Here is a 23702-nt window from a genome sequence, read left to right as displayed (position 1 = left end):
CTGCTTAAATTTTCAGCAAATGAAAAGCAGGGGACGCGGACCCGGGCATTGCCCGGCGCGCTCAGAAATAGCCGTGCGCCGGCACCTGCGGCTCGCCGGCCTCGGTCGGGGCGAAGGCGCCCACGGGCTCCTGCACCACCACCTGGTTGCGCCCGCCCTGCTTGGCGAGGTACATGGCGGTGTCGGCGCGCGAGAAGAACTCCAGCACGGATTCGCCCAGCACGTACTGCGTGACGCCGACCGAGACCGTGACGCGCCCGCGCAGCGGCTCCTTCCAGTCGTGCGACTCCACCTGCGAGCGGATGCGCTCGCAGGTATTGAGCGCGGGCAGCAGGGGCGTGGCCGGGAAGATCAGCAGAAACTCCTCCCCACCGTAGCGGCCGAAGAAATCGTCGCCGCGCACGATCTGCTGGGCCAGCTGCGAGAAGGTGCGCAGCACCTCGTCGCCGCACAGGTGGCCCATTTCATCGTTGATGCGCTTGAAATGGTCGAGGTCCACCACCGCCAGGCACAGCGGGATGCCGCTCTCGTCGGCCAGCTGCTTCTGCTCTTCCAGCGCGGCGAGGATCGAGCGGCGGTTCAGGCAGCCGAGCGCATCCAGGCGCGCGCTCTCCGCGATGGACTTCATCTCGCTGCTGGTCTTCTGCAGCAGCCGGTGCAGCAGCCGCACGCGGCCCATCAGCAGGACATAGGCCGGCAGGGCCAGCGCGAGCGCCACGAAATGCAGGGCCTCCAGGCGCAGCAGCACACCGTCTTCGCGCTCTGCATAGTGCAGCCCCATCACCAGCGCATAGCCGGCCAGGATGCCGCCGCACAGCAGCAGGGCCGTGCGGCGCGACAGCGTGAGTAGCCCGTACGACATGGCGACGAACAGGAACGGCGCCAGCGCGATCTGCGTGACGGGCTCCAGGTAGAAGACGAGCAGCAGGGTGGACGCGGACGCCACCACGATCGGCAAGCGCAGTTGCCGGTCGCGCATGCGTGCCGGCTCCAGCGCTTCCCCCGGCTGCCCGAAACGCATGTAGGCCGTGCCCAGCGCGATGCCGCAGGCGATCAGCGCCGCCACCATGAGCACCAGGGGCCCGGACACCATGCCCAGCGCATAGAACGCCAGCGTGCACACCAGGTAGAGCCCGCACAGGAACACGGGCACCATCCGCCGGTAAGGGCGGCCCAGCCGGCGCTCGAGGATGCGCGCGGCCTGCAGGTCCGAGCCGCGGAATTGCGCGGATTCGCCGAATTCGGAAAAGGCCTCGCTCGGAGAGAACGCCTCCGTGTTGGAAAAACGCCCGCCCCCCTGCGTTTGCAGCGAACCCCAGAATTTGCCAAGACCCATAGCGACGGATGCCCTCTCCACGCCGCCAGGCCATCGCCTGGCGTGCTTGAACTGCTTGAATGACGTTACGGCCGGCGCACATCGCCTTACCGAATGTTACAGGGTCATCGGCGGCGCAGGTAGAGCAGGTGCGCTCCATGTTGGTGGCGCAGCTTATCAAATCTTCCAAACGACCCATCCGTGGCCCTGAATAAAGACTATGGCGTGGCGCGCCCCGCCACAGCGCGACGGCGTGCCGGGCTACAGCGCGGGCAAGCGGCACCCCCCTAAACTTGCGCCCAGCTATGGAAACCTGGATGCAACACCTCATGGACCTGCTGGCACTGCCCCAGTACGGCCTCAGCACGGTCTTCCTGGTGTCGTTCATCTCCGCGACGCTGCTGCCCCTGGGCTCGGAGCCGGCGGTGTTCGGCCTGATCCAGCTCAACCCGCAACTGTTCTGGCCCGCCATCCTCGTGGCGACCGCGGGCAACACCCTGGGCGGCGCCGTCAGCTGGTGGATGGGTCTCGGCGCGCACAAGGCGGTGGACAAGGCGCGCGGCGAGCACACCAACGTGCGCGCGCTCGCCTGGCTGCAGCGCTTCGGCGCCAAGGCCTGCCTGCTGAGCTGGCTGCCGGTGGTGGGCGATCCGCTCTGCGCCGTGGCGGGCTGGCTGAAACTGCCGTTCTGGCCTTGCGTGGCCTACATGGCGATCGGCAAGTTCCTGCGCTACCTGGCCATGACCGGCGGCCTGCTGTACCTCTGGCCGAAAGCCATGGTGCATTGAACGCCGGGCTCGCGCAGGGAGCCCGCCCTGCTCAGGGCACCGCCACGCGCCGGCGCCGCCAGGTGCCTTCGAGCGTGTAGAGCACCAGCGCCGCCCAGATCAGTACGAAGCCCGCCAGCCGGGCCGGCTGCACCGCCTCGCCGAACAGCCACACGCCCAGCGCGAACTGCAGGCTGGGCGAGATGTACTGCAGCACGCCCATCGTCGCCAGGGGGATGCGGCGCGCCCCTGCCGCGAACAGCAGCAGCGGGATGGCGGTGATCGGCCCGGCCGCGACCAGCCAGCCCAGCGTGGCCGCGTCCGCGGTCCGCCAGGCGGCCTGCCCCGTCCAGCCCAGCCAGGCGAGGCCGCCCACGGCCAGCGGCGCGAGCAGCGCCGTCTCCAGGGCCAGGCCCTCCATGGCGCCCAGCACCGCCGTCTTGCGCAGCAGGCCGTAGAAGCCGAAGGTGAGGGCCAGCACCAGCGCGATCCAGGGCAGGCGGCCGGCCTGCACGGTGAGCCACAGCACGCCGGCCGCGGCCACGGCCAGCGCCAGCCACTGGCCCGGGCGCGGGCGCTCGTGCAGGAAGGCGTAGCCCATGGCCACGTTCACCAGCGGCAGGATGAAGTAGCCCAGGCTCGCATCCACCACGTGCTGGTGGTGCACCGCCCAGACATAGATCAGCCAGTTGGCCGACAGCAGCAGCGCCGAGAGCAGGAAGGCCGCCACCACCCGGGGCTGCCGGCGCAGCGCGGCCACCCAGGCGAGCTGCCGCCGCGCCGCCAGCACCACGGCCAGCAGCACCATCGACCAGAGCGTGCGGTGCAGCACCACCTCCAGCGCCGGCACCGAGGCCACCTGGTGGAAGTACACGGGAAAGACGCCCCACGCCACATAAGCGAGCGTGGCGTAGAGGATGCCGGTCTGCATGGGCCGATGCTAGCGCACGGCCCGGTGCAGCGCGCGCACCAGGTCCGACTGGGTGATGATGCCGACCAGCCGCCGCTCCTCGTCGATCACGGGAATGTGGTGGTGGCCGTCTTCCGTGAAGAGCGGCACCAGTTCCAGCGCGGGGCGCCGCTCGCTCACCACGCGCACCTGCCGCGTCATGATCTGGCCCACCACCTCCGGCTTGGTGGAATGCACCGCGCCCACGCGGCGCACCAGCGCGCGCAGCTGCTCACCGATGCCGTGGTGCACGTCGAGATCGATCTGGCGCATGAAGTCGGCCGTGGTGACGATGCCCACGATGCGGCGCGCGCGGTCCACCACCGGCAGCGCCTTGATGCGGCGGCGGCGCATCAGGGCCCACGCCTCCTGCAGCCCCGTGCCGAACGCGGCCGTGACCGGCTCGCGCGACATGATGTCGCCGCAGCGCAGTTGCCCGAAATTGCGGCGGTAGGCCTCGGCCTCGGCATGGTGGAGCAGCGCCTCCAGATCGTCGCGGCTCACGTCCAGCACCTGGTTGTAGTGCGCCAGCGCGGCATCCAGGTCCTCGGGCGTGAAGCGCCCCGCGGCGCGCGCCTCCGTCGCACCCGCGGGAGCGGGACGGGCCTGCTGCGCGTGCGGGTAGCGCTTGCCCGTGGCCGCATGCCACGCCATGCCCGCCGCCACCAGCAGCAGGGAATTGGTCATCACCGGGAACAGCGCGAACTGCGGCGACGCGCCATGCGCCATCACCACGAACAGCGCGGCTGCCCCGCCCGGCGGATGCAGGCAGCGCAGCGGCACCATGAGCGCGATCGCCAGCGCCACGGCCAGCGCCCCCGCCACGGCCGGATCCGGCACCAGCGCCGCGCAGGCCACGCCCACCAGGGCGGACAAGGTGTTGCCGCCCACCACGGACCAGGGCTGCGCCAGCGGGCTCGCCGGCACCCCGAACACCAGCACCGCGCTCGCGCCGATCGGCGCGACCAGCCAGGGCGACATGCCCCACTGGCCGCCCACCCAGCGGCTGAGCAGGCCGGCCAGCAGCACGCCGAGCAGCGCGCCCAGGACCATCCGCAGGCGTTCGCGGCCGTCCACCCGCATGGGCGCGGGCCACAGGGCGAGCGCCGCGCGGCGCAGGCGCGCGGTCAGGTGGAGGGGCATGGGATGGCGGGGACGTGCGCCGGAGTCCGGCGCGTTGTCTGGCGCGGGGACGGCGTGACGCAACTCTCAAACGTCGGGTCGAAAGGCAAGTGCGAAAAGTCTCGTATTTGTATGAGTGCAGCGCAGCGTCGCTCAGTACACGTCGCCCGCTCCGCAGGATGCAGCAAGCATACCCAAGAGAGGAAATGGGCAAGGCCATCTCGACCGCCCGACCGGTCGAGCGGTCACCGGCAAGACCGCGGACTGGAGCGAAATCGCCAAGGATTGCGTCGCCTTTGCCAACGCAACGGGTGGCCGCCTGCTGCTGGGAATAGAGGATGGCCAGAGCGAGCCCCCTGCCGACCAGCGCATCCCAGCAGGCCGCCCGGGTGCGGCTGGAGCCATCGGTGGACCAGACGCTTTATTGCGAATAGGACGGGGCCGGGAATACGGGGGCAACATCAGTTGGTACGAAAAACAACGGGTCGGGCGCACCCGCAAGCCCGCACGGTCACAGCGTGTAGGGGTCTGGCCCCCATGGTTGGTGCTTCAGATTGGGGGTCGAAATATCGGCCCCCTTTAGATGAAGCCGCTCCAGACGCTTCATGAACTGGCGGCTTTCGTCTTTCGGGGCCACCTGCAGAAAATCTATTGCGCGCTGTATGTAGACAAGCCGCTTTTGCTCCAGCGAGGTGCTTAGTTGTCGAGGTTCAATCGCCTTCGGATCGACAGTTCCGCGAAGGCCGCGCTTGTCCATATCAAGGATTGCGAAAGGCCATGGATGACGTTCCGACGTGTGGCGGCTATGTCGGTCACTGATCGTTTCGTGCCGAGTGTTGACGGCTGACCACGCAGAACCCGGCTGGTTGGCCTCCGCCCATTGACGAAGGGTGCCACTGGACTGCGAATGCTTGAAGAATTGTGCGGACAGTAGCGGCTTTCCGTCGATCATGCGGATGTCGCCCTCCCCGACCGCTGCCACGGGGATCTCGTTGCCGCTCCAGTCCTCGAACACGTCACCATGAACATGCCGATGGTGGAGGTCATCCATGAGAGCCTGTTGATCTGCTGCTTTCGACGTGGCCGACAGCGCGAAGATTTTGCATCCCGTCTGCGCCTTCTGGGTACTCAGGCAGAGCAACGTCGCCTTGGCGTTGGATGGCAGCCTCTCCTTGAGTGCTGGAAGCACATCCCTGCGGTATTGAGCAACCCGGGCAGGATCGGTTCCCAGCGAATCGATGATAAAGACCGAAAGACGCCTGCCGATTCTGCGGACATCCACGGCGACCGCATGGTCTTCATAACCGGGCAGTACCGCAACGGCCCTCTTGCCCGACTCAGAGGTGCTATTTCTCAACCATTGACCAAGATCCTTCGACGTCTCCAGCAAAGACAACGGTGAGCCGGGTTTGCGCGCAGACTCCGCGGCGATTAGCGTCGGAATGATTGCGGCGTCGAAGATTTTCTCGTCTTCTCCTGGCGTCCAGTTTCCGTCGAGCAGCACCGCGAAGCGTGCCTTGATCTGGTGAAGGGCCTCAAGGGCCTCCGCAACGGGTTGAGATGTGCGCGAATCGCCATGTCGCGTCAGCAGCCTGCCTATGCGGTACAACGCACTTCGACTTCTTGGAGGCTGTACGGAGGACTCGCCCGGCCGGCGAGTGTTTCCCAGCGCTCTCAACGAGCTCATTTCGGATGAACCCGATCGCGACGTGCTCGCGCCATGTGCGTCTTGAGTTTTCTTTCTGGTCGACCCCTGAGTTTTGCCATCCATCTCGGGGGAGGTTGAACGGTAATACCCGTGACCGCGGATACCGGAAACATTGGAATGTGAACCCATAGACAAACCTGGAAGATCTTTCCACGCAGCTTAGCTGTCCATATTCATTCCAGTTCGCGGAGGGCGAATCTCTACATTTGGGTACGAAGCTCCCCTGGCGCCCCTCGACCCAGACGCCTCACGTTGCCATTGCCGCGCACGTCGCCAGCAGGACATGTCACGGCCGAAACCGAACTCTTGCGGGGCGGTAAATGCCAGTCAGGGTTCAACTGACTGGCATTGGCCTGCGGGGCGGCTTTCTTGCCTGTGGCAATCCATCAAGAAGCCGTTCCAACTCCTGCAATGCCCCTTGGCTCAGACGTTGAACAGGAAGTTCATCACGTCCCCATCCTTGACGACGTATTCCTTGCCTTCCGCCCGCATCTTGCCCGCGTCCTTCGCGCCCTGCTCGCCCTTGAAGGCGATGAAGTCGTCGAAGGCGATGGTCTGGGCGCGGATGAAGCCGCGCTCGAAGTCGCCGTGGATCACGCCGGCGGCCTGGGGCGCGGTGGCGCCCACGGGCACGGTCCAGGCGCGCACTTCCTTCACGCCGGCGGTGAAGTAGGTCTGCAGGCCCAGCAGCCTGAAGCCGGCGCGGATCAGGCGGTTCAGGCCGGGCTCGTCCTGGCCCATCTCGGCCAGGAACATGTCGCGGTCCTCGTCGCTCATCTCGCTCATCTCGGATTCGATCTTGGCGCAGATGGCCACGACGGGCGCGTTCTGGGCGGCGGCGTATTCCTTCAGGCGGTCGAGCAGCGGGTTGTTCTCGAAGCCGTCCTCGGCCACGTTGCCGACGAACATCGCCGGCTTGGCGGTGATGAGGCAGAACTGCTTGAGCAGGGGCGCGTCTTCCTTGCTGACGGGCACCGTGCGCGCGGGCTTGCCCTGGTCGAGCGCGGCCTGGATGGGCGTGAGCAGCGAGACCAGCTTGGCGGCTTCCTTGTCATTGCCGCTCTTGGCGGCCTTGCTGTAGCGGTTGAGGGCTTTCTCCACCGTGGCCAGGTCGGCCAGGCACAGCTCGGTCTGGATGACCTCGATGTCGGCGATCGGGTCCACGCGGCCGGCCACGTGGATCACGTTCGGATCCTCGAAGCAGCGCACCACGTTGACGATGGCGTCGGTCTCGCGGATGTGGGCCAGGAACTGGTTGCCCAGGCCTTCGCCCTTGGAGGCGCCCGCCACCAGGCCGGCGATGTCCACGAACTCGACGATGGCCGGCACGATGCGCTCGGGGGTGATGATGCCGGCCAGCTGCTGCAGGCGGGGATCGGGCACTTCCACCACGCCGGTGTTGGGCTCGATGGTGCAGAAAGGGTAGTTCTCGGCCGCGATGCCGGCCTTGGTCAGGGCGTTGAAGAGGGTGGACTTGCCGACGTTGGGCAGGCCCACGATGCCGCATTTCAGGCTCATGGCGGGGCTTTCAGGGTTCGGGGGAAAACCGGCGATTTTACCGGGCGGCCGTGTCCCTGCCGGCCCGCCCGGCGCGGAGGGTCAGTCGAAATGCCAGTCGGCCGCGATGCGCTGGCCCACGCGCAGCACGCGGCCGGCCCCTTCGAGCACGATGGCGTTCATGCCGAAGGTGATGGCGCCGTTCATGCGGCGGTCCTGCCGGTAGGCGCGCAGGGCGTCGCCCACGTCCGGGGTGCTCTCGGCCGTGGCCGGGTCGATGTCGGGAATCGGGCAGCGCGTGCAGGGCTTGACCGGCCGCAGGCAGGCTTCACCCCCCTCCGCGTCGATGTGCAGGGCACTGATGCGGTCCTCGTCGTGGGCCTCCACGCCGTCGATGACGATGTTGGCCCGGAAGCGTTCCATCGCGGCGGCCGGCGCGCCTGCCGTCTGCAGCCGCACGTTGAGCTCCCGCAGCGCGGCCTCGCTGGCCAGCAGCACGGGGTAGGCGTCGGCGAACTGGTTGGGCGCCTCCACCCCGCCCGTCCAGCGCAGGCTGGAGAGCCGGCGGTGGGCCGGGTCGAAGCGCACCAGGCGGCAGGGCCGGCCCAGGCATTCCGAGAACCACCGCGCGGCCTCCTCGCCCGCGTCCCGGGCGGGCACGGCATCGTCCCAGACGCGCACCTGCGCCACCGGCCCGGCGGCCTGAAGTGCCACGCGCAGCACCGGCATGCCGGGCGCGTGCAGCGACAGCGCCTGCGCGTCCAGCTGCGGCCGCACCAGGGCCATGCGCGGCACGCTGCGCTGGGTGAGGAATTCGCCCGCCGGATCGACCACCATCCAGGTCCGGTCCCACGCCAGCCCGGTGGGCGTGAGCAGGGCCTCGGGCACGGCGATGGCCGCGCAGGACTTGACGGGATGGATGAACAGGCGGGAGATGGTGCCGCCCAGGTCGCGGTCGGTGCGGAAGGTCACGCGGAGGTCTCCGGGTAGCGCGATGGGGAAAGGGAAGGCGGCGATTGTGCCTTCGCACGGCAGAGCACGGGCCGGCTCCTACAATGGCCGCATGGCGCAAACCTTCGATGTCTGTATTCGCGGCGCTGGCGTGGTGGGCCGCGCGCTGTCCCTGCTTCTCGCGCGCGAGCGCCTGCGCGTGGCCCTGGTCCCGGGGCCGGCCCCGGCGGCCGAGGGCGCCGACGTGCGGGCCTACGCGCTCAACACCGCCTCGCGCACGCTCCTGGAATCCGTGCGCAGCTGGCCCGACGCGGAGCACGCCACGCCGGTGCTGCGCATGGACGTGCACGGCGACATGGGCGGCGAGGTCACCTTCGACGCCCGGCGCCATCCCGCCACCGGGGCGCTGGCCTGGATCGTCGATGTGCCCGCGCTGGAATCCCGGCTGGCCGACGCCGTGCGCTTCCAGCCGCAGGTGGAGGTGGTCGATGCGCCCGTGCAGGCCGCGCTCACGGTGGTCTGCGAAGGCCGCGCGAGCCGCACGCGCGAGGAATTCGGCGTGCGCTACACCGAAGTGCCCTACGGCCAGCACGCGGTGGCCACGCGCCTGCGCTGCGAGCGGCCCCACGGCCAGGTGGCGCGCCAGTGGTTCCTGCCCGACGGCATCCTGGCCTTCCTGCCCCTGGGAGGGCCGGAGGGGAACTCCGTGGCCGTGGTGTGGTCCGTACGGCAGGACGAGGCGCAGCGCCTCCTGGCCATGGAACCCTCCGATTTCGAACAACGCATCCGCTCCGCCAGCCTGGACACGCTGGGCGCCCTCACGCTGGACGCCCCCCGGGCCGCGTGGCCGCTGCAGCAGGCGCAGGCCGACCGCTGGTGCGGACCGATGCCGGCCACCGCGGGCAACGCCCCCGCGTCCGCGAAGGCACCGGCCCGCAGCTGGGCGCTGGCGGGCGATGCCGCGCACACCGTCCATCCGCTGGCCGGCCAGGGGCTGAACCTGGGCCTGGCCGATGCCCTGGCCCTGGCCCGCGTGCTGCGCGAGCGCGATTACTGGCGCGGCGTCGCGGACCAGCGCCTGCTGCGCCGCTACGAGCGCGAGCGCAAGGCCGCGCTGCTGCCGATGGGCTGGGCCATGGACGGCCTGCAGCAGCTTTTCTCGCGCCACGAGGGTCCCGTGCCCTGGCTGCGCAACTGGGGCATGCGCGGATTCGAGCGCAGCGGCCCCCTCAAGGACTGGGTGACGCGCCAGGCCATGGGCCTGGGCTGACGGCCCGCCGCATCCCGGGATGCGGCGGCCGCCGTGCCGCCCATTCCCCAGAGATTCACGCATCACGAAGGAGCACCATGAAACTGATCCCCGCCCTGCTCGCCGGCGCCGCCGCGCTCACCCTCGGCCTCGGCGCCCACGCCCAGGAATCGGCGATCCGCAAGGCCCTGGGCAGCCGCATCCCGCAGCTGCAGAACATCGACGAGGTGCGCGCCACGCCCATGCAGGGCCTGTACGAAGTGCGCATCGGCACCGATGTGTTCTACACCGACGCCAAGGGCAACTACCTCATCCAGGGCGAACTGATCGACACCAAGGCACGCCGCAACCTCACCGAGGACCGCATCAACAAGCTCACGGCGGTGGATTTCGCCTCCCTGCCGTTCCAGGACGCGTTCACCATCGTGCGCGGCAACGGCCAGCGCAAGCTCGCCGTGTTCGAGGACCCGAACTGCGGCTACTGCAAGCGCTTCGAGAAGGACCTGCAGAACGTGGACAACGTGACGGTCTATCTCTTCCTCTATCCCATCCTGAGCCCCGATTCGGCCGAGAAGTCGCGCAACATCTGGTGCTCCAAGGACCGCGCGGCGGCATGGCAGGACCACATGGTGCGCGACAAGACCACGCCGGCCGCGAGCTGCGACACTGCCGCCGTGCAGCGCAACCTGGCCTTCGGCAAGAAGCACAAGATCACCGGCACGCCCACGCTGATCTTCACCGACGGCTCGCGCGTTCCCGGCGCCATCGACGCGCGCGAGGTGGAAAAGCGCCTCGCCGACGCGGGGTCGGGCGCCGGCCCGGCCCCCGCCACGAACTGATCCTTTTCCCGCCCCTCCCGGATACCGCATGGCCGCCCACCGATCGCACGCCCCCGCCGTCCATTACCGCGTGGAAGCCGCGCAGTTGCACGCGCGCATCTACCACGTCACCCTCACGGTGGAGAGCCCCGCGGCGCAGCAGGAGCTGTCGCTGCCCGTGTGGATCCCCGGCAGCTACCTGGTGCGCGAGTTCGCGAAGAACCTGCAGAACCTGCGCGCCCGCCAGGGCGGGCAGGAGGTGGCGCTCGCGCAGCGCGGCAAATGCCTCTGGCAGGCCGACTGCCGCGAGGGCGCGCCGCTGGTGCTGACCTACGAAGTCAGCGCCTACGACAACTCGGTGCGCACGGCGTGGCTCGATGCCTCGCGCGGCTTCTTCAACGGCACGAGCCTGTGCCTGCGCGTGCATGGCCAGGAAGCGGCCCGCCACGACCTGGAGATCGTCGCCACGCCGGAGGTGTCGCACTGGTCCGTGGCCACGGGCCTCACGGCGGAGAAGACCACGCGCGCGGGCTTCGGCACCTACCGCGCGGCCTCGTACGACGAGCTGGTGGACTGCCCGGTGGAGATGGGGCCCTTCTGGAGCGCCCGCTTCACCGCCTGCGGCGTGCCGCACCGCCTGGTCGTGGCCGGCGCGGCGCCCTCGTTCGACGGCGAGCGCCTGGTGGCCGATACGCGCCGCATCTGCGAGGCGGGCATCCGCTTCTGGCACGGGGCGGGCAAGCCGCCCTATGCGCAGTACCTGTTCATGCTCAACGTGGTGGACGACGGCTACGGCGGGCTGGAGCACCGCAACTCGACGGCCCTGGTCTGCGGCCGCCGCGACCTGCCCCGCCAGGGCGAGGCCAAGGCGCCCGAGGGGTACACCACGCTGCTCGGGCTCATCAGCCACGAACATTTCCACACCTGGAACGTCAAGCGCCTGCGCCCGGCCGAGCTGGCGCGCTACGACTACACCCAGGAGAACTACACCCGCCTGCTGTGGTTCTTCGAGGGCTTCACCAGCTACTACGACGACCTGCTGCTGCGCCGCGCCGGGCTGATCGACGACGCCACCTACCTGCGCCTGCTCGCCAAGAACATCAACCAGGTGCTGCAGACACCGGGGCGCCGCGTGCAGAGCGTGGCCGACGCCAGCTTCGACGCCTGGGTGAAGTACTACCGCCAGGACGAGAACACGCCGAACGCCACGGTGAGCTACTACACCAAGGGCGCGCTCGTCGGCCTGTGCCTGGACCTGGCGCTGCGCCGCGAGGGCCGCACCACGCTCGACGACGTGATGCGCGCGCTCTGGGACCGCTGCGATGCCGGCCCCATGTCGGAAGACGACCTGCTGGCGGTGCTCGAAGCCCTCTCGGGCCGCCCGTTCGCGCGCGAGATCGCCGAATGGGTGCACGGCACCGGCGACCTGCCCCTGGCCGAGATGCTGGCCGCGCACGGCGTGGCCCTGCGCGCGGAAGCGGCGCAGCCCGCGCAGCGGCTGGGCCTGCGGGTGTCCGAGGGCCAGGGCCTGCAGGTGAAGGTGGTGCTGCGCGGCGGCCTGGCCGAAGAGGCGGGCTTTTCCGCGGGCGACGAGTGGCTGGCCGTGGAGGCGCAGGGCGAGACCTGGCGCGTGCAGCGGCTGGACGACGTCGCGCTCTACGCCGGCCGCGAGAAGCGCGTCACCGCGCTGGTGTCCCGCGACCGCCGCGTGCTGCGGCTGCCGCTGGCGCTGGAACGCGAGGGTGGCGCGCCGGACGACACCGTCGCGCTGGCGCTGGCGGATGCCCCCCTGGCGCGGCGCTGGCTGGACGGGCAGCCGGACACGGGCACGGCCGCCGGGTAGCCTGCGGGACGGGCGCGAAAGGCGGTCCTTGGGTATAGTCGTCCGCACCACAACGACACCCAGGAGATACCCCCTTGGCCTACGAAGTCATCGAGGTCCGCACCGAGGCGGACAAGGTCGGCGTCATCACGCTGAACCGCCCCAAGCAGCTCAACGCGCTCAACGACCAGCTCATGGACGAGCTGGGCGACGCGCTGGCCGCCTTCGATGCCGACGAACGCATCGGCTGCATCATCCTCACCGGCAGTGAAAAGGCCTTCGCGGCGGGCGCGGACATCGGCGCGATGGCCAAGTACGGCTTCGCCGACGCCTACAAGGGCGACTACATCACGCGCAACTGGGAACGCATCCGCTCCATCCGCAAGCCGGTGATCGCGGCCGTGAGCGGCTTCGCGCTTGGCGGCGGCTGCGAGCTGGCGATGATGTGCGACTTCATCATCGCCGCCGACAACGCGAAGTTCGGCCAGCCCGAGATCAAGCTCGGCGTGATTCCGGGCGCGGGCGGCACGCAGCGCCTGCCGCGCGCCGTGGGCAAGTCCAAGGCCATGGACATGGCCCTCACCGCCCGCATGATGGATGCGCAGGAGGCCGAGCGTGCCGGCCTGGTGAGCCGCGTCGTGCCCTACGACAAGCTCATGGACGAAGCCCTGGGCGCGGCCCTGGTGATCGCCGGCTTCTCGCAGGTGGCCGTCATGGCGGCCAAGGAAACCGTCAACCGCGCCTTCGAGGGGGCGCTCTCCGACGGCCTCATGTACGAGCGCCGCCTGTTCCACGCGCTGTTCGCCACGCAGGACCAGAAGGAAGGCATGGCCGCCTTCCTGGAAAAGCGCCCGGCGGTGTTCACGCACCGCTGAGCGCAGCGCGGCGAGGAAGGGGCTGAGGGCCGCGGCTCCGCGCCTGCCTGCGCAGGCTTGGACGTGTCCGAAGGGGCTGCCCGCTCTGGCGGCTGCACGGAAGCGGCGCAGCCGCTCAGGGGGCGTCACCTCAACGCCGTGATGTCCCCGTGCCGGATCAGGCGCGCGCGCAGCACGTTGCGGCTGATGCCCAGCAGGCGCGCGGCCTGCACCTGGTTGCGGTGGCAGAACTCGAAGGCGGCGCGCACCACGGTTTCCTCGATGCGCTCGTACAACTGGTCGCCCTGCTGCTGCTGGAACAGGCCCGACAGCGCCGTTTCCAGCGCCTGCAGCGGCGTCGCATCCGCCGGCGCGTCGCTCCCGGAGCGGCGCCGCAGGCCCAGCGACGACAGCTGCAGGTCCTCGGCCAGGAGCACGCCGCGGCGGCAGACCAGCAGGCCGTGGTGGATCACGTTCTCCAGCTCGCGGATATTGCCGGGCCAGTCGTGGGCGAGCAGCTTGCGCTCCGCACCCGCATCGAGCCGCACCGGGCCGTAGCCCAGGCGGTGCCGGTACTCGTCGATGAAATGGCGCGCGAGCGGCAGGATGTCGCCCGGCCGCTCGCGCAGCGTGGGCAGCGCCAGGTTCACCACGTGCAGCCGGTAGAACAGGTCCTCGCGGAAATTCCCCGCGGCCACCGCGTCCTGCAGGCGCACATTGGTGGCCGCCACCACGCGCACGTCCACCGGCAGGCTCCTTCGCGCACCCAGCCGCACCACCTCGCGCTCCTGCAGCACCCGCAGCAGCTTGACCTGGATGGACAGCGGCAGGTCGCCCACCTCGTCGAGGAACAGCGTGCCGCCGTGGGCGGCCTCGAACCAGCCGGCCTTGGCGGTGAAGGCGCCGGTGAAGGCGCCCTTCTCGTGGCCGAACAGTTCGCTCTCCACCAGCGTCTCCGACAGCGCACCGCAGTTCACGGCCACGAACGGCCCTGCGCGCCGCGCGCTCAGCGCGTGCACGTGGCGCGCGATCAGTTCCTTGCCGGTGCCCGTCTCGCCCAGGATGAGCACGTTCGCATCGCTGGGCGCGACGAGGCGGATGCGCTCGAGCAGCGCCAGCGAGCGCGGGTCCTCGAACACCTGCGCGGTGGCGCGGATCGACGTGGGCATGGCCCGGGCGCCCGGCAGCGTGAGCAGCGGTGCCGCGTACAGGTGCCGGGCCGGCGCATCGCCGTCTTCGGGAAAGGCCTTCAGGAAATGGACGGGTGGCATGGGCAGTCAAAGGAAAGGACCGCGGCCGGCAAAGGCGCTGCACTGCCGCATGAGCCCATTGTTGGGACGGCATCCCCCTGGCGGCAAATAAGGATTCCAAGGATCGATAGTCGTTTTGCGGCTGCAGCAGCAGCCACTGCTGCTGCAAGCGCATAAGCATGCGCGTTTTCCGCCGCATTGCTGGCCTGGCAGCAGCCCGGCAGCAGCATGCTGCGCGGCAGGCAGCCGATGCGCGGCACCCGCTCGCGCAACCTGTTGATTCCAAAGGAAAAGCACGGTGGCACGCAAGCTGCTGAAGAGCACACGGACACCGCGCCGCGGTGCCGCTCCTTCACTTCACCGCAACCACTGGATCACCATGGCCCGAACCCTGAATCTCGTCGCCGTTTCCGGCAGCCTGCAGCGTCCGTCGCGCACCCTCGCGCTCGTTGAACATCTCGTCGAAGCGATCGGCGATGCGGTACCGGTCCGCGTGCGCACCATCGAACTCGGCACCGTCGGCCCGCGCCTGGCGGGCGCGCTCTACCGCAACCAGCTGCCGCCGGAGGTGGAGGCCGACATCGCCGCCGTCGAACAGGCCGACGTGCTCGTGGTGGGCAGCCCGGTGTACCGCGCCACGTACTCGGGCCTGTTCAAGCATTTCTTCGATTTCGTGCACCACGAGGCCCTGGTGGACGTGCCCGTGCTGCTGGCGGCCACGGGCGGCAGCGAACGCCATGCGCTGGTGATCGACCACCAGCTGCGCCCGCTGTTCAGCTTCTTCCAGGCCCGCACCCTGCCCCTGGGGGTGTACGGCACCGACAAGGATTTCACCGACTACCGCATCACCGACCCGGCCCTGCTGGCCCGCGCCGCACTGGCCGTGGAGCGTGCCCTGCCGCTGCTGCGCGCGGGCCGCGAGACCTCCGCGCCCGCGCGCCCCGTGCTGGCCGCCGTGGCCTGAGGGCGCACGCCTGCCCTCCATCCCATCCAAGGAGCCTTCCCCATGAGCACATCCCGCAACGAACCCGTCCAATTCGCCTACTGGGTGCCGAACGTCAGCGGCGGCCTGGTCGTGAGCACCATCGAGCAGCGCACCGACTGGAGCCTCGAATACAACCAGCGGCTGGCGGTGGCGGCGGAGAAAGCCGGCTTCGAATACGCCCTGAGCCAGATCCGCTTCACGGCGGGCTACGGGGCGGAGCACCAGCACGAGTCCGTGTCGTTCAGCCAGGCCCTGCTGCACGCCACCACTCGGCTGAAGGTGCTGGCCGCCATCCTGCCGGGCCCGTGGAACCCGGCCGTGGTGGCCAAGCAGATCGCCACCATCGACCACATCTCGGGCGGCCGCATCGGCATCAACGTGGTGAGCGGCTGGTTCAAGGGCGAGTTCCAGGCCATCGGCGAGCCCTGGCTGGAGCATGACGAACGCTACCGCCGCTCCAATGAATTCATCCGCGCGCTCAAGGGCATCTGGACGCAGGACCGCTTCACCTTCAAGGGCGACTTCTACCGCTTCAACGACTACACCCTCAGCCCCAAGCCGCTGCAGAAGCCCCATCCGGAGATCTTCCAGGGCGGCAGCTCGCGCGCCGCACGCGACAACGCGGCCAGCGTGTCCGACTGGTACTTCACCAACGGCAACACCCCCGAGAACCTGAAGGCCCAGATCGACGACATCCAGGCCAAGGCCCGGGCCAACGGCCACACGGTGCGCATCGGGGTGAACGCCTTCGTGATCGCCCGCGACACCGAGGAAGAGGCGCAGGCCGTGCTGCAGGACATCATCCACCATGCGCACGTGGAAGCGGTCCATGCCTTCGGGGACGCCGTGAAGCAGGCCGGCCGCGCTTCCCCGGAAGGCGAAGGCAACTGGGCGAAGTCCACCTTCGAGGACCTCGTGCAATACAACGACGGCTTCCGCACCAACCTGATCGGCACGCCGCGGCAGATCGCCGAGCGCATCGTCGCGCTCAAGGCCATCGGCGTGGACCTGGTGCTGACCGGCTTCCTGCACTTCATCGAAGAGGTGGAGTACTTCGGCCGCGAGGTGCTGCCGCTGGTGCGCGAACTGGAGGCGCGCCAGGCCTCGGCCCAGCCGCAGTCCCGGCCGCAGCCCGCCCTGGAGGCGGAGGCGGCCTGAGCCAGCGCCCCGCCCCGCACATCCGCGCCCACGACCGATCGAGAGGAATCCGCCATGTCCGCCGTGCTCCAGAACCCCTCCGCCGAACAGCCCGTCCGCCCGCATGCCCTGCAGGCCGCGCACCGCCCCGGCCAGCCCGTGCCGGGACTGCCCCGCCCCCCGGCCCCGGCCCACGTGGTCCGCGACGACGCCGAGGCCATCGCCATCGCCCATGGCCTGGCCGAGCGCTTCCGCGAGGGCGCCGCGCTGCGCGACCGCGACCGGCTCTGGCCGGTGGAGGAGATCGATGCCTATTCCCAGAGCGGGCTCTGGGCCATCAACGTGCCGCGCGCCCACGGCGGCGCGGAAGTGTCTTACGCCACGCTGGCGGAGGTCATCGCGATCATCTCCGCGGCCGATCCTTCCATCGGCCAGATCACCCAGAACCACCTGGGCATCGCGGCCGCCATCCGCACGGTGTCGGACGAGGCGCAGCAGCGCCTGCTGTTCGGCGAGATCCTCGCGGGGGCGCGCTTCGGCAACGCCTTCTCCGAGTCGGGCTCGCGCCGCGCCGCGGACTTCGAGACCCGCTTCATCGAGGACGGCGACCACGTCGTGGTGACGGGGCGCAAGTTCTACTCCAGCGGCGCGCTGCTGGCGCACTACGTGCCCATCGTGGCCAACGATCCGCAGGGCCGAGCCTGGTATGCCATCGCCGAGCGCGACGCACCCGGCCTGTCGGTCATCGACGACTGGAGCAGCTTCGGCCAGCGCACCACGCTGAGCGGCACCGTGCTCATCGACCGGGTGCGCGTGCCCCGCACCCACCTCGTTCCGGCCTGGAAGGGCTACGAACGGCCTTCCGCGGACGGCGCGATCTTCCAGATCATCCAGGCCGCGGTGGACGTGGGCATCGCGCGCAACGCCATCGAGGATACGCAGGACTTCGTGCGCACCAGGACCCGACCCTGGGTGGACAGCCAGCGCGACACCGCCGCCGAAGACCCCTACACCATCCACGCGGTGGGCGACCTGCAGATCCGCCTGCACGCGAGCGAGGCGCTGCTGGAGCGCGCGGGCCGCGCCATCGACCGCGCCCTGGCCGCGCCCGATGCGGACACCGTGGCCGCCGCGCAGATCGCCGTGGCCGAGGCCAAGGTGCTCTCCACCGAGATCGCCCTGCAGGCCGCCAACAAGCTCTTCGAGCTCGCCGGAACGCGCTCCACGCTGGGCCAGTACCACCTGGACCGCCACTGGCGCAACGCGCGCACCCACACGCTGCACGACCCGGTGCGGTGGAAGTACGCGATCGTGGGCAACTACCACCTCAACGGCGTGAGGCCCCCTTTCCACGCGTGGAGCTGACCTCCGCGGCTGCCGGGCGGGGACGGAAATGAAAAAAGCCTTGCAGGCTGGAGGCTTGCAAGGCTTTCTGTTTTTGGTGGCGCTTCACGGATTCGAACCGCGGACCTGTGGATTATGATTCCATCGCTCTAACCGACTGAGCTAAAGCGCCTGAGCCCTCAAGTATAGCGCTTTTTTCGGGCGGCACAACAACTTCCTGCGCCCCTGCGCTTCCGTCCGGGAACACCCGCAAGGCCCGGGCCGTAGAATTCCCCCCTTCAGCCCCTGGATGAACACCATGACCCGCTGCAAGCCCCCCACGTCCCGTCCCCACTCCACCGCCCGCGCGGCCGCCCTGCTCCTGGCCCTCGGCGCGGCCGCACCGGCCTTCATGGCCCTGCCGGCCTCCGCGCAGCAGGTACAGCCCGGCATGGGCGGCGTGCGCAACTTCCCCGAAGCCGCCCAGCGCGGCACCCTGGTGGTGCTCAGCACGGCCGAGGCCCAGCTCAATGGCAGCACCGTGCGCATGGCGCCCGGCCTGCGCATCTTCAGCCCGCAGAACACGCTGGTGATGGCCCATTCGGTGATCGGCCAGTCGTTCACCGTCAACTACACGATCGAGCCCGCCACGGGCCTGCTGCACACCGTCTGGATCCTCACCAAGGCGGAGGCCGCGGTGCCCCGCAAGGGCAGCGGCGGCGGCTCTTTCCTCGATTCGCTGTTCGGCTCCGGCACCTGAGGGCGCGGGCTGCACGCAGCGCCCGCCACCGCTCCCGCCTACGCCTTCTACTGATTGCTCCCGGCCGCCCGCGCACGGCCCGCACCCGGCGCCCGCACGGCGCCGCCACTCCCTTTTCCGGAATTTCCCGCCATGGCCAAAAAAGTCTTCGTCAAAACCTTCGGCTGCCAGATGAACGAGTACGACTCGGACAAGATGGTGGACGTGCTCAACGCCGCGCAGGGCTACGAGCCCACGCAGGACGTGGAGGAAGCCGACCTGATCCTCTTCAATACCTGCTCCGTGCGCGAGAAGGCGCAGGAAAAGGTCTTCAGCGACCTGGGCCGCATCAAGCACCTCAAGGCCCGCGGAGTGAAGATCGGCGTGGGCGGCTGCGTGGCCAGCCAGGAGGGCGACGAGATCATCAAGCGCGCGCCCTACGTCGATGTGGTCTTCGGCCCCCAGACCCTGCACCGCCTGCCCGAACTGCTGGCGCAGCGCGAGGCCCTGGCACGCCCGCAGGTGGACATCAGCTTCCCCGAGATCGAGAAGTTCGACCACCTGCCGCCGGCGCGCGTCGAGGGCGCGAGCGCCTTCGTCTCCATCATGGAAGGCTGCAGCAAGTACTGCAGCTACTGCGTGGTGCCCTACACGCGCGGCGAGGAAGTCAGCCGCCCCTTCGACGACGTGCTGGTGGAGGTCGCGGGCCTGGCCGACCAGGGCGTGAAGGAGGTCACCCTGCTCGGCCAGAACGTGAACGCCTACCTGGGCAGGATGGGCGGCACGGCCGAGGTGGCCGACTTCGCCCTGCTGCTGGAATACGTGGCCGACATCCCGGGCATCGAGCGCATCCGCTTCACCACCAGCCACCCCAACGAATTCACGCAGCGCCTGATCGACGCCTACGCGCGCATCCCCAAGCTGGTCAGCCACCTGCACCTGCCCGTGCAGCACGGCTCCGACCGCATCCTGATGGCCATGAAGCGCGGCTACACGGCCATGGAATACAAGAGCACCATCCGCAAGCTGCGCGCCATCCGGCCCGACCTGGCCATGAGCAGCGATTTCATCGTGGGCTTCCCCGGCGAGACCGAAGAGGATTTCGGCAAGATGATGAAGCTCATCGACGACATCCACTTCGACAACAGCTTCAGCTTCATCTTCAGCCCGCGCCCCGGCACGCCCGCCGCCAGCCTGCACGACGACACGCCGCACGAGGTCAAGCTGCGCCGCCTGCAGGAGCTGCAGGCCGTCATCAACGCCAACATCAAGTCGATCAGCGAAAGCCGCGTGGGCACCGTGCAGCGCATCCTGGTGGAAGGCGCGTCCAAACGCGACGGCAACGAACTCATGGGCCGCACCGAATGCAACCGCGTGGTCAACTTCGCGGGCCACGGGCGGCTCGTCGGGCAGATGGTCGATGTCGCCATCACCGAGGCCAAGGCCTACACGCTGCGCGGCGAGGTGGTCACGTCGGACCACGGCGCACTGGCCGTGCACTGAAGAAGAGGACCGCATGGGCTTCGCCGCGCGCCTCTTCCGCCGCCAGCAGGGGGTCGCCGCCCTCGGGGGGCTGTCGTTCCAGCAGATGCTGCTGCTGGCCTTCCTGCTCATCGCCGGGCTGCAGGGCGCCAGTTCGCTGCGCGCCATCTTCACGCTGGAGCAGCTCATGGTCCAGAGCCGCAACGGCGCGGCCGAGGCCATCCAGCTCAATGCCGCGGCCCAGAGCCTGAACGCCCGCAGCCAGACGCTGGAGCGCGCCGCCCGGCAATCCCTGGTGCTGGCCGACCGCTCGCTGCGCCGCCGCTTCGACGAGGTCTCGCGCGAGGCGCACGAGATCCTGCAGCGCCTGGAAACCAAGGGCCTGCCGCCGGAACTCGCGGCGCAGTGGCGCGCCCATCTCGCCCAGGTGACCGCGCTGCTGGACGGCCCGCCGGCCCTCTCGCTGGACAATGAACGCGCCGTGGCAGGACTGTTCCTGGAGCTCGACGGCGTGAACGGATCCATCGCCCAGTCCGTGCAGGACATCAACACCCGCCGCAGTACCGAACTGCAGGAAAAGATCGAATCCAGCCGGCGCGAGGTGACCCACCAGGTGGTCGGCGTGATCGTGCTGGCCCTCGCGCTCGCGCTCGCCCTGGGCATCTGGCTGGCCCGGCCCTTCAAGCGCCTGGAACACGCCATCCGCCTGCTGGGGGAAAACGAACTCGCCCAGTCGGTGGAGATCCCCGGCCCCGTGGACATCCGCCGCGTGGGCCAGCAGCTCGAATGGCTGCGCGTACGGCTGCTGGAACTGGACGCCGACAAGGCGCGGTTCCTGCGGCACATCTCGCACGAACTCAAGACCCCCCTGGCTTCCATGCGCGAGGGCGTCGCCCTGCTGCAGGACGGCGTGACCGGCGAGCTGGGCGCGGGCCAGCGCGAGGTGGTGGACATCCTGCACCAGAACACCCTGGTGCTGCAAAGCGAGATCGAGGCCCTGCTGCGCTTCAACGCCGCGGCCTTCGAAGCCCGCCAGCTGCACCGCACGCCCACCGACCTGCTGGCGCTGATCGAAGCCCAGGTCGAGACCCAGCGCCTGCAGTGGCAGGCCCGCAAGCTCGATGTGGTGGTCGAGGGCAGGCCGGTCACGCTGCCGCTGGACGCCGAGAAAATCGCCTCGGCCGTGGGCAACCTGCTCTCCAACGCGATCCGTTTCTCGCCGCAGGGCGGCAGGATCCTGATTCAACTCATACGTTTCGAAGACCGTATCCGCATCGATGTGGCCGACGAAGGCCCCGGCGTGCATGAAAATGACCGGGCCCGCATCTTCGAGCCTTTCTACCGGGGGGTGCGGCAGCCGGAAGACGCCGCGCGCGGCACCGGCATCGGCCTGTCCATCGTCCAGGAATACGTCGCCGCCCATGGCGGACGCGTGAGCCTCGTCGAGGCCGGCGAACGTACACCCTTCCGTATCGAACTGCCCCATGCTTCCTGATCATCCACTGCCGCGCCATGGCGCACGCCCCCGTTCCGGCGACGCGCGCCCCGCAGTGGCGCGTCTGGCGCACCTGACGCTGGCGGCCGCGTTGGCGCTGCTGGCTGGCTGCGCCGCCACGCCCGAGCCCGCGCCAGCCGAACCGGTGCCGGCAGTCCCCGCCGCCGTGCCGGAACCCTCTCCCGCGCCCGCGGAAGAGCCGGACAAGCCCGAAGCGGACGCCGCCGGCATGCCCTCCACGGACGGCAGCGCTCCGGCAGCCGCCGCCGAGCCCACCCGTCCAGCCGCTTCGTTGCCACGCCAGATGCTGCTGTACGCCGACCGTGTCCGCAGCCTGCCGCCGCCCGAACTCATGGCCGAGATCGCCCGCCTGTCGGATGCCCAGGCCGGTGCCGGCAGCCCGCCGGACCAGTCGTTCCAGCTGGCCCTGGCCCTGCTGCAGACGCGGCAGCCGGCCGACACCGCGCGCTCGCTGGGCCTGGTGCAGAAGCTGCTGGCCGACAACCGTCCGGCCGCTACATCCCTGCAGCCGCTGGCGCGGCTGCTCGAGAACCGCCTGCTGCAGCAGCGCCGGCTGGAAGACCAGCTGGACCGCCAGGCCCAGCAGCTCAAGGAGGGGCAGCGCCGCATCGACCAGCTGAACGAGCGCCTGGAAGCGATGCGCGCCATCGAACGCAGCCTCAACGCCCGCCCCGGAGCCCCCGGCAACGGCAGGGCCGCGCCCCCCGCACCGACCGAATCCCCCCGCTGAACCGGCCCCGCGCATGCCCGCCACGCCCCCGACCAAAACCTCCGCGCCCCGTCCACGCATCCTCGTGGTGGACGACGACGCCGACATGCTGCGGCTGCTGTCGCTGCGACTCAACGCGGCCGGCTACGAAATCACGGCCGTCCCCTCCGCCGAAGCCGCGCTCGCCCAGCTGGAAACCAGCCGCCCGCAGCTCGTGCTGAGCGACGTGCGCCTGCCCGGTCGCGACGGCCTGGCCCTGTTCGACGAGGTGCGCTCGCGCCATCCTTCGCTGCCCGTGATCCTGCTCACCGCGCACGGCACCATTCCCGACGCGGTCGAGGCCACGGCCCGCGGCGTATTCACCTACCTCACCAAGCCCTACGAAGCCAAGGACCTGCTCGACAAGATCGCGCAGGCCTTGGCGCTGAGCGCGCCCGCCACGCGGACGCCCCAGGCCGACAGCACCTGGCGCGCCGAGATCGTGAGCCGCTCCAACCGCATGGCCGACCTGCTGGCCGAGGCCCGCATGGTGGCCCAGTCGGACGCCAGCGTGCTGCTGCTGGGCGACAGCGGCACCGGCAAGGAACTGCTGGCGCGCGCCATCCACAGGGCCAGCCCGCGCGCGGCGCGGCCCTTCGTGGCCGTCAATTGCGGCGCCATCCCCGAGGCCCTGCTGGAGTCCGAACTGTTCGGCCACATGAAGGGCGCCTTCACCGACGCGCACAGCAACCACAAGGGCCTGTTCCAGGCGGCCGACGGCGGCACGCTGCTGCTCGACGAAATCGGCGACATGCCGCCCGCGCTGCAGGTCAAGCTGCTGCGCGTGCTGCAGGAGCGCGCCGTGCGCCCCGTCGGCGCGAGCCAGGCCACGCCGGTGAACGTGCGCATCGTCTCCGCCACGCACCGCGACCTGGAGGCCGCCATGGCCACGGGCCAGTTCCGCGAGGACCTCTACTACCGCCTCAACGTGGTCACGCTGACGCTGCCCACCCTGGCCGACCGCCGCGAGGACATCCCGCTGCTGGCCAACCATTTCCTCGACCAGCTGGCGCGCAAGTACGACAAGCGCCTGTCGGGCTTTTCGCCGGAGGCGCTCAAGGCGCTCACGGCAGCGCCCTGGCCCGGTAACGTGCGCCAGCTCTACAACGTGGTGGAGCAGGCCTGCGCGCTCTCCACCACGCCCCTGGTGCCGCTGGGCCTCGTGCAGCGCGCGCTGCGCACGCCCACCGTGCAGGTGCTGAGCTTCACCGAGGCCCGCCAGCGCTTCGAGCGCGAATACCTGGTGGACCTGCTGAAGATGACCGACGGCAACGTCGCCGATGCCGCGCGGCTGGCGCAGCGCAACCGGACCGAGTTCTACCGCCTGCTGCAGAAGCACGCGCTGACGCCGGGCCAGTTCAAGAGCGACGGGGCCCCGCCGGACGATGTCGCCGAAGAGCGACAACAATAAAGCGTTGATTTCAAAGGATTTTTCCTTTTCGACCGCCTCTCCGGTCGCTGGTTCGCGAC

Annotated in this window: 20 protein-coding genes and 1 tRNA gene; 13 read left to right on the top strand and 8 right to left on the bottom strand. The window is 69.6% G+C overall.

All coding sequences use genetic code 11. From position 1 onward, the window contains the following. Nucleotides 1-61 precede the first annotated feature (61 nt). Nucleotides 62-1336 carry a GGDEF domain-containing protein gene (locus tag BLR99_RS02010; protein WP_011794049.1) on the bottom strand — a complete coding sequence of 425 codons (1275 nt, stop codon included), beginning with the start codon at nt 1334-1336 and terminating at the stop codon, nt 62-64. A gap of 284 nt (nt 1337-1620) precedes the next feature. Here BLR99_RS02010 and BLR99_RS02005 point away from each other — a divergent pair, with 284 nt between their 5' ends. Next, complete coding sequence (locus BLR99_RS02005; RefSeq protein ID WP_011794048.1) at nt 1621-2103, top strand: YqaA family protein; 483 nt, start codon at nt 1621-1623, stop codon at nt 2101-2103. A 31-nt stretch (nt 2104-2134) separates the two neighbouring features. On the opposite strand, the gene rarD is transcribed toward BLR99_RS02005, so the two are convergent. From rarD to BLR99_RS01975, 5 genes are all read right to left on the bottom strand, one after another. Beyond that, a complete protein-coding gene (gene rarD, locus BLR99_RS02000) occupies nt 2135-3013 on the bottom strand; it encodes an EamA family transporter RarD (RefSeq protein WP_074686756.1) in 879 nt (292 codons plus the stop codon). Between the two features lie 9 nt (nt 3014-3022). Further along, nucleotides 3023-4174, bottom strand: a complete 1152-nt coding sequence (locus BLR99_RS01995; RefSeq protein WP_074686754.1) for an HPP family protein — start codon at nt 4172-4174, stop codon at nt 3023-3025. A gap of 490 nt (nt 4175-4664) precedes the next feature. After that, nucleotides 4665-5762 carry a YopJ family acetyltransferase gene (locus BLR99_RS01985; protein WP_017438861.1) on the bottom strand — a complete coding sequence of 366 codons (1098 nt, stop codon included), beginning with the start codon at nt 5760-5762 and terminating at the stop codon, nt 4665-4667. Nucleotides 5763-6284: 522 nt separating this feature from the next. Continuing rightward, nucleotides 6285-7379 carry a redox-regulated ATPase YchF gene (gene ychF, locus BLR99_RS01980; RefSeq protein WP_011794043.1) on the bottom strand — a complete coding sequence of 365 codons (1095 nt, stop codon included), beginning with the start codon at nt 7377-7379 and terminating at the stop codon, nt 6285-6287. A gap of 81 nt (nt 7380-7460) precedes the next feature. Further along, nucleotides 7461-8330, bottom strand: coding sequence for an MOSC domain-containing protein (locus BLR99_RS01975; RefSeq protein ID WP_074686752.1), 870 nt, complete (start codon nt 8328-8330; stop codon nt 7461-7463). A 91-nt stretch (nt 8331-8421) separates the two neighbouring features. Here BLR99_RS01975 and BLR99_RS01970 point away from each other — a divergent pair, with 91 nt between their 5' ends. From BLR99_RS01970 to BLR99_RS01955, 4 genes are all read left to right on the top strand, one after another. Next, entirely contained in the window at nt 8422-9579 is a 1158-nt protein-coding gene (locus BLR99_RS01970; protein WP_074686750.1) for an FAD-dependent monooxygenase, read from the top strand. Between the two features lie 77 nt (nt 9580-9656). Continuing rightward, entirely contained in the window at nt 9657-10397 is a 741-nt protein-coding gene (locus BLR99_RS01965) for a DsbC family protein (RefSeq protein WP_011794040.1), read from the top strand. 28 nt (nt 10398-10425) lie between these two features. Then, a complete protein-coding gene (locus BLR99_RS01960) occupies nt 10426-12219 on the top strand; it encodes a M61 family metallopeptidase (protein ID WP_011794039.1) in 1794 nt (597 codons plus the stop codon). A gap of 74 nt (nt 12220-12293) precedes the next feature. Next, nucleotides 12294-13073, top strand: coding sequence for an enoyl-CoA hydratase (locus BLR99_RS01955; protein ID WP_011794038.1), 780 nt, complete (start codon nt 12294-12296; stop codon nt 13071-13073). A 125-nt stretch (nt 13074-13198) separates the two neighbouring features. Here the strand turns inward: BLR99_RS01955 and BLR99_RS01950 are convergent, their stop codons facing one another. Continuing rightward, on the bottom strand, nt 13199-14323 hold the full coding sequence (locus BLR99_RS01950) for a sigma-54 interaction domain-containing protein (RefSeq protein WP_074686748.1): 1125 nt from the start codon (nt 14321-14323) through the stop codon (nt 13199-13201). A 358-nt stretch (nt 14324-14681) separates the two neighbouring features. Between BLR99_RS01950 and msuE the strand changes: the two genes are divergently transcribed. From msuE to BLR99_RS01935, 3 genes are read left to right on the top strand one after another with little or no spacing between them, the layout of a single operon-like run. Then, on the top strand, nt 14682-15266 hold the full coding sequence (msuE, locus tag BLR99_RS01945; protein WP_074686746.1) for an FMN reductase: 585 nt from the start codon (nt 14682-14684) through the stop codon (nt 15264-15266). A 42-nt stretch (nt 15267-15308) separates the two neighbouring features. After that, entirely contained in the window at nt 15309-16445 is a 1137-nt protein-coding gene (gene sfnG, locus BLR99_RS01940; protein WP_074686744.1) for a dimethylsulfone monooxygenase SfnG, read from the top strand. Between the two features lie 54 nt (nt 16446-16499). After that, entirely contained in the window at nt 16500-17789 is a 1290-nt protein-coding gene (locus BLR99_RS01935; protein ID WP_074686742.1) for an SfnB family sulfur acquisition oxidoreductase, read from the top strand. 74 nt (nt 17790-17863) lie between these two features. On the opposite strand, the gene BLR99_RS01930 is transcribed toward BLR99_RS01935, so the two are convergent. Continuing rightward, a tRNA-Met gene (locus BLR99_RS01930) sits at nt 17864-17940 on the bottom strand. 126 nt (nt 17941-18066) lie between these two features. Between BLR99_RS01930 and BLR99_RS01925 the strand changes: the two genes are divergently transcribed. The 5 genes from BLR99_RS01925 (at nt 18067) to BLR99_RS01905 (ending at nt 23643) form a co-directional block, all read left to right on the top strand. After that, nucleotides 18067-18507 carry a hypothetical protein gene (locus tag BLR99_RS01925; protein ID WP_046060463.1) on the top strand — a complete coding sequence of 147 codons (441 nt, stop codon included), beginning with the start codon at nt 18067-18069 and terminating at the stop codon, nt 18505-18507. A gap of 132 nt (nt 18508-18639) precedes the next feature. Next, nucleotides 18640-19989, top strand: a complete 1350-nt coding sequence (gene miaB, locus BLR99_RS01920; RefSeq protein WP_074686740.1) for a tRNA (N6-isopentenyl adenosine(37)-C2)-methylthiotransferase MiaB — start codon at nt 18640-18642, stop codon at nt 19987-19989. A gap of 13 nt (nt 19990-20002) precedes the next feature. Further along, a complete protein-coding gene (locus tag BLR99_RS01915; protein ID WP_074686738.1) occupies nt 20003-21463 on the top strand; it encodes a sensor histidine kinase in 1461 nt (486 codons plus the stop codon). Beyond that, nucleotides 21453-22214, top strand: coding sequence for a hypothetical protein (locus BLR99_RS01910; protein WP_074686736.1), 762 nt, complete (start codon nt 21453-21455; stop codon nt 22212-22214). Before BLR99_RS01915 ends, BLR99_RS01910 begins: the two co-directional genes overlap by 11 nt. Nucleotides 22215-22227: 13 nt before the next feature. Beyond that, nucleotides 22228-23643 carry a sigma 54-interacting transcriptional regulator gene (locus BLR99_RS01905; protein ID WP_074686734.1) on the top strand — a complete coding sequence of 472 codons (1416 nt, stop codon included), beginning with the start codon at nt 22228-22230 and terminating at the stop codon, nt 23641-23643. Nucleotides 23644-23702: the final 59 nt, after the last annotated feature.

This window comes from Paracidovorax citrulli (assembly GCF_900100305.1).
Classification (GTDB): Bacteria; Pseudomonadota; Gammaproteobacteria; order Burkholderiales; family Burkholderiaceae_C; genus Paracidovorax; species Paracidovorax citrulli.
Note: the sequence above shows the minus strand (reverse complement) of the source record. Positions and strands in the feature narration are given on the sequence as shown.